Origin of the sequence: Hydrogenobaculum sp., from assembly GCF_049967395.1 — a bacterium.
Lineage (GTDB): Bacteria > Aquificota > Aquificia > Aquificales > Aquificaceae > Hydrogenobaculum.
Map to the genome: position 1 here is coordinate 1 of NZ_JBMFST010000068.1, position 4,863 is coordinate 4,863.

Annotated in this window: 6 protein-coding genes and 1 tRNA gene; 4 read left to right on the forward strand and 3 right to left on the reverse strand. The window is 34.8% G+C overall.

The window, feature by feature from the left end:
• Positions 1-72, reverse strand: a tRNA-Ser gene (locus ACP5S8_RS07680).
• 147 nt (positions 73-219) lie between these two features.
• Here ACP5S8_RS07680 and rpsB point away from each other — a divergent pair.
• From rpsB to ACP5S8_RS07700, 4 genes are read left to right on the forward strand one after another with little or no spacing between them, the layout of a single operon-like run.
• Entirely contained in the window at positions 220-1,035 is an 816-nt protein-coding gene (gene rpsB, locus ACP5S8_RS07685; protein WP_459894051.1) for a 30S ribosomal protein S2, read from the forward strand.
• Positions 1,036-1,049: 14 nt separating this feature from the next.
• Positions 1,050-1,871: a translation elongation factor Ts gene (gene tsf / locus ACP5S8_RS07690; RefSeq protein WP_461876368.1), complete on the forward strand. Its 822-nt coding sequence runs from the start codon at positions 1,050-1,052 to the stop codon at positions 1,869-1,871.
• Positions 1,868-2,587 (forward strand): UMP kinase, encoded by a 720-nt coding sequence (gene pyrH / locus ACP5S8_RS07695; RefSeq protein WP_461871140.1) that lies wholly within the window; start codon positions 1,868-1,870, stop codon positions 2,585-2,587. Before tsf ends, pyrH begins: the two co-directional genes overlap by 4 nt.
• A complete protein-coding gene (locus ACP5S8_RS07700; protein ID WP_461876370.1) occupies positions 2,580-3,470 on the forward strand; it encodes a bifunctional riboflavin kinase/FAD synthetase in 891 nt (296 codons plus the stop codon). The genes pyrH and ACP5S8_RS07700 overlap by 8 nt, the downstream gene beginning before the upstream one ends.
• Here the strand turns inward: ACP5S8_RS07700 and ACP5S8_RS07705 are convergent.
• Together ACP5S8_RS07705 and ACP5S8_RS07710 are read right to left on the reverse strand one after the other, a co-directional pair.
• Entirely contained in the window at positions 3,447-4,574 is a 1,128-nt protein-coding gene (locus ACP5S8_RS07705; RefSeq protein ID WP_461876371.1) for a hypothetical protein, read from the reverse strand. The genes ACP5S8_RS07700 and ACP5S8_RS07705 overlap by 24 nt on opposite strands.
• A 147-nt stretch (positions 4,575-4,721) precedes the next feature.
• A complete protein-coding gene (locus ACP5S8_RS07710; RefSeq protein WP_461876372.1) occupies positions 4,722-4,850 on the reverse strand; it encodes a flagellin in 129 nt (42 codons plus the stop codon).
• Positions 4,851-4,863: the final 13 nt, after the last annotated feature.

The following is a 4,863-nucleotide window of genomic DNA, read 5'->3' on the forward strand; positions in this document are numbered from 1 at the left end:
GGAGGGATTCGAACCCTCGGTGGGCGTGAACCCACAAGTGATTTCGAGTCACCCGCTTTCGTCCACTCAGCCACCTCTCCTTGAGATTATAAAATATTATACAAAGTTTTTGGGATTTTGATATAATAATAGATTAAACTGCACTCTAATCAAAAAGGGTCGTCAGGTTAAGCTGACGCTTGGATTAGAGGAGGTTAAAAACCCTTTTGGAGGTATTTTATGTCAGTAAGTATGAAGGACCTTTTGGAAGCAGGTGTTCATTTTGGACACTCTAAGGGAAGATGGAACCCTAAGATGGCACCGTATCTTTATGGTGTAAGAAACAACATACACATTATAGACCTTGGAAAGACGGTGCTTTACCTTGAAGAGGCTTACAACTTTGTATCAGATGCCGTGTCAAAAGGAGCCGAAGTGCTTTTTGTAGGTACGAAAAAGCAAGCTAAAGATGTTATTATGGAAGAGGCGTTAAGATGCGAGTCTTTCTATGTAAATGAAAGATGGGTGGGTGGTCTTCTTACCAACTTCAAGACTGTTAGAAAGAGTATAGCAAAGCTACGTCAATTAGAACGTATGGAAAAAGAAGGGGTATTTGAGGTTTTACCAAAAAAAGAAGTGGTAACCATGAAAAGGGAGATGCAAAGACTCCAAAAGCTTTATAAAGGTATCATAGATATGGATAGAATACCAGATATAATATGGGTAGTAGATACCAACAGAGAACATATAGCCGTTACAGAAGCAAGAAGGCTTGGTGTAAAGGTTGTTGCTATAGCAGACTCTAACTGTGACCCAGATGAGATAGATTACCTTATACCCGGAAACGACGATGCAATAAAATCTATTAAGCTTTTAACATCAAGAATAGCTGATGCTGTTATAGATGGTAAACAAAGAAGAGAAGCTTCCGTGGTGTCTGAAACCTCGAAAAGAAGAGTGGTTGTGGTGGCTGAAGAGGAGAAAGAACTCTTTGAAAAGGCTATGGCTATGTCAGAAAAGTATGAAGATATAGATAAAGATAGTGTAGACTACTAATAGGAGGAGATTTTATGGCAGTTAGTTCTGAAAATGTAAAGCTTTTAAGAGAGATGACTGGGGCTGGTATGCTCGATTGCAAAAAAGCCCTTGAAGAAGCAAATGGAGATATAGAAAAAGCTAAAGAGATACTTCGTATAAAAGGTTTGGCAAAAGCCGATAAGAAAGCTTCAAGAGAGACAAAAGAAGGTCTTATAGTGGCAAAATCCACACCTTCAAAAGGTGCAATGATTGAGCTTGCTTGTGAGACAGACTTTGTTGCAAGAAACGACTCTTTTAAAGAGCTTGCCAACAAAATCCTCGATTACGTGTTAGAAAATGTAAAAGATACAAAGGGCGAGTCAAGAGATAGCTCTATACTTCAAGGTAAAATAGATGGTATAACCATAGAAGAGCTTTTAAAAGAAGCTATCGCCAAAATCGGTGAAAACATACAACTAAAACGCTACTGCGTGGTAGAAGGACCAAACTTTTCTTACATACACGGTGGCGGTAGGATAGGGGTTTTGCTATCTTATGAAGGTGATAACCTTGATGTTGTAAAAGATGTGGCACTCCAAACAGCCGCTATGAGACCAGAGTTTTTATCTCCTGAGACTGTGCCTCAAGATGTTATAGAAAGAGAAAAAGCCATATATATGGAACAAGCCAAAAAAGAAGGTAAACCTGAAAATATGCTTGAAAAGATAGCCGAAGGTAAACTCAAAAAATTCTACGAAGAGAAGACTCTTTTAAATCAAAAGTTTATAAAAGACGAGAAAAAGACTATTCAAGATTACACTAAAGCCAACAACGTTGTTATAAAAGGCTTTTGTAGATTTGAAATAGGTACATGAGGTATAAAAGAGTATTATTGAAAATATCAGGTGAAGCCTTGGCGGGAAGCCAGGGCTTTGGTATAGATAAAGATGTTATCACAAGCTTTTCAAACGAGATAAAAGAAGCTTATGAGCTTGGTGTTCAAATAGCTATTGTGATAGGTGGTGGCAACATATTTAGAGGACTAAAAGCTCAAGCCAGCGGTATGGATAGAGCTACAGCAGATTATATGGGAATGTTAGCCACCGTTATAAACGCCTTAGCTATGCAAGACACGTTGGAAAGAATACACAACATACCTACAAGGGTTTTATCAGCTATAGAGATGAGACAAGTGGCGGAGCCATACATTAGAAGAAGAGCGGTAAGACATCTTGAAAAAGGAAGAATTGTTATCTTTGCTGCTGGTACCGGAAACCCGTTTTTTTCTACCGATACAGCTGCTGCTTTAAGAGCAGCTGAAATAAACGCAGACGTTATGATGAAAGCTACAAAAGTAGATGGTATATATACAAAAGACCCGGCAATTTATAAAGACGCAGAGCTTATAAAAGAAATTTCTTATATAGAGATTATAAACAAGGATTTAAAGATCATGGATCATACAGCCATTACCTTATGTAAAGACAACAACATAGAGATGATAGTTTTTAATATACATCAAAAAGGAGCTTTAAAACGTATATTATCAGGGGAAAATATAGGGACGGTGGTTAAAAGCGTTAATGCTTGAAAAGCCAATAGCTTTAGCCGTAGGTAATTTTGACGGTGTTCACTTAGGACATCAACATCTTTTAAACACCCTTATTTTAAAAGCAAAAGAAAAAAACCTTATTCCTTCTGTTTTAATGTTTAACCCTCATCCTTTGGAAGTTCTTGAGAAAGAATCAGCCCCTTGTATAATATCCACTGTAGAAGAAAGAAAAGAGTATATGTATAACTTGGGTATTGAAAATGTTTTCGTGATAAACTTTACAAAAGAATTTAGCAACATACCAGCAAGGGATTTTATAAAAGAATATGTTTATGAAAAGCTAAATACAAAGCTTTTAATAGTAGGATACGATTGGAGATATGGGGCTAAAAGAGAAGGGGAGTTTGAGCTTGCAAAAGAGATGGGACAAACCCTTGGGTTTGAAGTTATACCAAGTGAGCCTTACAAAGTTGATGGTCATATAGTAAGTAGCACTCTTATAAGAAGGCTTTTAAAAGAAGCAAATTTAGACGATGTAAAAAAATACCTTGGAAGAGATTACTCTATTAAAAGAAAGGTTGTTAGAGGGAAAGGTTTGGGTTCTAAAATAGGTTTTCCCACTGCAAACATATCAAACACATCAAACATGTGTTTAAAAGAAGGCGTCTACGCCGTAAAAGTAAACAACTATCTTGGTGTGGCAAACTACGGTAAAAGACCAACGGTTGAAAATACAAATCAAAACATATTGGAGGTGCATATTATAGATTTTAACGGTGATTTAGTGGATAATGTTTTAAATATAACATTTTTAGGCTTTTTAAGGGAAGAGAAAAAATTTAACTCTATAGAAGAACTAAAAACCCAAATAAAAACCGATATAGAAACCACTAAAGCTTTATTTTCTAATAAAAGCGTATAAACTATAAGCTACTATGAAAGCGTACAATATATCGCCTACTGGTTTTAGATATTGGTTGGCTTCAAATACTATAAGTATAAACAAACCAAAACCAAGCATCGGTAAAGCTTGCTTTACAATACTTTGATTTATCATAGCATCTATTGGCGGTACGTTTTGTCCTAGTTTATTGGCGTATAACTTATTCCAAAGTATTCTCGGCATGAAATGAAATATACCGCCTAGTACTGTAGTCAAACCAAATCCATATATCATAACATCAGCATGTAAAAAAGGTTCTAATCTTCCTGATGCTACCAAAAGCCCAAAACTAACACCCATAAACAAAAACCCAAGTCCCAAGAAGAAATATCTAAGCGTATAAGGTATATTTTTTGGAAACTTTCTATTTTCAACGGTTTTATAAATAAGATTTACAAAAAATCCCAACACTATAAACTCCAAAATCCCAGCAAAGTAAATAAGCCTCAAATCAAACACATAAAAAGATGCCATAAGAATAGAAGCCGATAGTTGATGAATCCAAAATAGCTTGTTTGCAAGGCCCATATTTAGAGGCTCCATATATAAAAGCGGTACCAAAGCAAGCTCTACTCCTATAACGGCATTTAATACAAAACCTATTGTAAAAGTATGAATTAAGAAAAATATATTTACCTTGTTAAAAGCAAAAAACAAAAACTCTATAGAATTTAGCATTAAAAATATTAAACTTGCCGTTAAGAACTTCGTAGTTATTGAGTTTGGTAATTTTAAAGCTGTTGATATATGAGTTATAAATACTAGTATAAGCAATACGTTTGAAAAGGAAAAGTATATATTTCCAAGTAAACCAAAATACCACATCAACATGATAAATCCATTTAAAATGCTTATACCAAACACTGCAAAAGATAATTTTGGAAACTTTGGTTTTTTCATAAGAGAGTTTGGTATGAGTTGATACATAGCCCCCATTATCACGTTTAGGAAAAATCCGTACAATCCAAGTAAAAATATGTTTATGTTGTTTTGGTTTGTAAAAGCTTTTAAAATGAGGTCTATTATTAACCAAACTATACTTAATATGAAAAATAGTGGCGATGCTTCAGATATAAAAAACATTTATTACCTCCTTACATATAATGCAAGTAAATATATATTTATTATAATGATACGTGTATGATATTAACTTTATTTTACTTTTCAATGATTATAAAAGAGATATTTTGATATTGTAAAACCTCCCCGAAGGGGAGGCTATGTATTTTATTATCTGAAGAGTGTGAGAAGTTGTTGAGGTATTACGTTTGCTTGGGCAAGCATTGCAATGGCTGATTGTTGTAGTGTGTTGTCGTTTTGATATTTTGTCATAGCTTGTGATATGTTTAGATCTCTTATAGCTGCTTCAGCG

Excerpts from the sequence above, each read along its gene's own strand:
- rpsB (WP_459894051.1), top strand. The coding sequence starts at position 220 with ATGTCAGTAAGTATGAAGGACCTTTTGGAAGCAGGTGTTCATTTTGGA.
- tsf (WP_461876368.1), top strand. The coding sequence starts at position 1,050 with ATGGCAGTTAGTTCTGAAAATGTAAAGCTTTTAAGAGAGATGACTGGG.
- pyrH (WP_461871140.1), top strand. The coding sequence starts at position 1,868 with ATGAGGTATAAAAGAGTATTATTGAAAATATCAGGTGAAGCCTTGGCG.
- ACP5S8_RS07700 (WP_461876370.1), top strand. The coding sequence starts at position 2,580 with ATGCTTGAAAAGCCAATAGCTTTAGCCGTAGGTAATTTTGACGGTGTT.
- ACP5S8_RS07705 (WP_461876371.1), bottom strand. The coding sequence starts at position 4,574 with ATGTTTTTTATATCTGAAGCATCGCCACTATTTTTCATATTAAGTATA.